2 protein-coding genes are annotated in these 2,464 nt (G+C 63.9%); both read left to right on the forward strand.

The window, feature by feature from the left end; genetic code table 11:
• Window positions 1–116 precede the first annotated feature (116 nt).
• Complete coding sequence (gene istA, locus MLD63_RS17895; RefSeq protein WP_255331249.1) at window positions 117–1,682, forward strand: IS21 family transposase; 1,566 nt, start codon at window positions 117–119, stop codon at window positions 1,680–1,682.
• Window positions 1,615–2,343, forward strand: coding sequence for an IS21-like element helper ATPase IstB (gene istB / locus MLD63_RS17900; protein ID WP_255331250.1), 729 nt, complete (start codon window positions 1,615–1,617; stop codon window positions 2,341–2,343). Before istA ends, istB begins: the two co-directional genes overlap by 68 nt.
• Window positions 2,344–2,464 lie beyond the last annotated feature (121 nt).

Consider the following 2,464-nt stretch of genomic DNA (forward strand, 5'->3'; position numbering starts at 1 on the left):
TGTGGATCGGCGTGGAATAAGGACCCCTGTATTGGGGTGATCGGCGTCCAAACGGGCCCCCCCCCTGATGCGATGGTCCATCATGCCTCCGAGGTCATTCGGGGGCAGAGTTTGGGATGCTGGTTGTGGAGACGATCGCGAAGATCCGGCGTGCGTATTTTCAACAGAGGAAGTCGATCAAGCAGATCTGCCGTGAGCTGAGGATTTCGCGGAAGGTCGTGCGCAAGGTGATCCGGTCCGGCGAGACGGAGTTCAGCTATGAGCGCGCGGTTCAGCCTCAGCCGAAGATTGGCCCGTGGCGGGAGGAGCTGGATCGCATGCTGGCCGAGAATGCCCGGCGCGGGAAGCGGGACCGGCTGACGCTGGTCCGCATCTTCGAGGCGCTTCGCGGTCTTGGCTATGCAGGCGGGTATGACGCTGTCCGGCGCTATGCGGCGACATGGAACCGGGAGGTGAACGAGGCATCGGCGTCGGCCTTCGTCCCCCTGAGCTTCGATCCCGGTGAAGCCTACCAGTTCGACTGGAGCCACGAGATCGTTCTGCTGGACGGGGTGACCACGACGGTGAAGGTGGCTCATGTCCGGCTGTGCTACAGCCGCCTGCCGTTTGTGCGCGCCTATCCGCGCGAGACCCAAGAGATGGTGTTCGACGCTCATGACCGGGCGTTTGCCTTCTTCAAGGGGGCCTGCGCGCGCGGAATCTACGACAACATGAAGACGGCGGTCGATGCGATCTTCGTGGGCCGTGAGCGCGCCTACAATCGTCGGTTCCAGCAGATGTGCGGCCACTATCTGGTCGAGCCGGTGGCCTGCACGCCGGCCTCAGGCTGGGAGAAGGGGCAGGTCGAGAACCAGGTCGGTGTCATCCGCCGCCGGTTCTTCACGCCACGCCTTCGCTTCAAGAACTATGAGGAACTCAACGCCTGGCTGCTTGACCGCTGCATCGTCTGGGCCAGGGCCCATCCGCATCCCGACCGGCGCGAGAAGACGATCTGGGAGATGTTCGAGGCAGAGCGCGGCAGTCTCGTGCCCTATGCCGGGCCTTTCGACGGCTTCCACGCTGTGCCGGCCTCCGTGTCCAAGACCTGCCTGGTGCGCTTCGACTGCAATCGCTACTCGGTCAGCGCCGGTGCTGTCGGGCGGCCGGTGGAGGTCCGCGCCTATGCCGGACGGGTGGAGTTCTGGCAGGATGGTCAGGTGGTTGGTCACCATGCCCGCGTCTTCGGCCGGGACAAGACGGTTTATGATCCCTGGCACTACATCCCGGTTTTGGCCCGCAAGCCGGGAGCTTTGCGGAATGGCGCGCCCTTCAAGGACTGGTCGCTGCCGCCCGCGATGAAGCAGGTTCGCCGCAAGCTGCGCAGCGTTGCGAACGGCGACCGGCAGATGGTGGACATCCTCGGCGTGGTGCTGACCGACGGCCTGCCGGCGGTGGAGGCGGCCTGCGCCGAAGCGCTCGGAGAAGGCGTCCATTCCGCCGATGTCATTCTCAACATTCTGGCGCGACATCGCGAACCCGGCCCGCCCGTCACCATCGCCACGCCGGATGCGCTGCGGCTTCGCTGCGAACCCACAGCCGATTGCACCCGTTATGACAGCCTCAGGAGATCGGATCATGGAAAGATCGCAAGTTCTGGACGCGATGGGACAGCTCAAGCTCTACGGCATGAAGGCCGCCTATGACGAGATCATGACTACCGCCGTGAAGCGGCGGCATGAGCCGCAGCAGATCGTCGGCGACCTTCTCAATGCGGAGATCAGCGAGAAGCAGGCACGGTCGATCAAATACCAGATGACGATCGCCAAGCTGCCGCTGGCCAAGGAAATCGACGAGTTCGACTTCGACGACACGCCGGTCAATGAGACCCTGGTGCGCGAGCTGGGCAGCGGCGGCTTCCTCGAGCACCAGCGCAATCTGGTCCTGATCGGCGGCACCGGCACCGGAAAGACCCATCTCGCCGTCGGCATCGCGCGTGCATGCATCCGGAGTGGCACCCGCGGTCGGTTCTTCAATGTCGTCGATCTGGTCAACAGGCTCGATGCCGAGGCACGCGCCGACCGGCAGGGGCGCATGGCCGATCTGCTGTCCCGGCTCGACTTCCTGATCCTTGATGAACTCGGCTATCTGCCCTTCGCCCAAACCGGCGGGCAGCTATTGTTCCATCTGATAAGCCGACTCTACGAGCAGACATCGATCATCGTCACGACCAACCTCGCCTTCGGGGAATGGCCCAGCGTGTTCGGCGATGCCAAGATGACCAGCGCGCTTCTCGACCGGCTCACCCACCACTGCGACATCGTCGAGACCGGGAACGAAAGCTGGCGCTTCAAAACGCGAGCCTGAACCGCTGGCCCGCGACCGCTGCGCAATCTGAAAAGCTACGCCGTCACGGGCCAGCTCCCGTCACGACAGAGGGGTCCCATTTGCACGCCGATCAGGGGTCCCGGTTGGATGCCGATTGACA

The organism is Paracoccus albicereus (assembly GCF_024359525.1).
GTDB lineage: Bacteria > Pseudomonadota > Alphaproteobacteria > Rhodobacterales > Rhodobacteraceae > Paracoccus > Paracoccus albicereus.

Coding starts and splice junctions, on each gene's coding strand:
- istA (WP_255331249.1), top strand. CDS start 117: ATGCTGGTTGTGGAGACGATCGCGAAGATCCGGCGTGCGTATTTTCAA.
- istB (WP_255331250.1), top strand. CDS start 1,615: ATGGAAAGATCGCAAGTTCTGGACGCGATGGGACAGCTCAAGCTCTAC.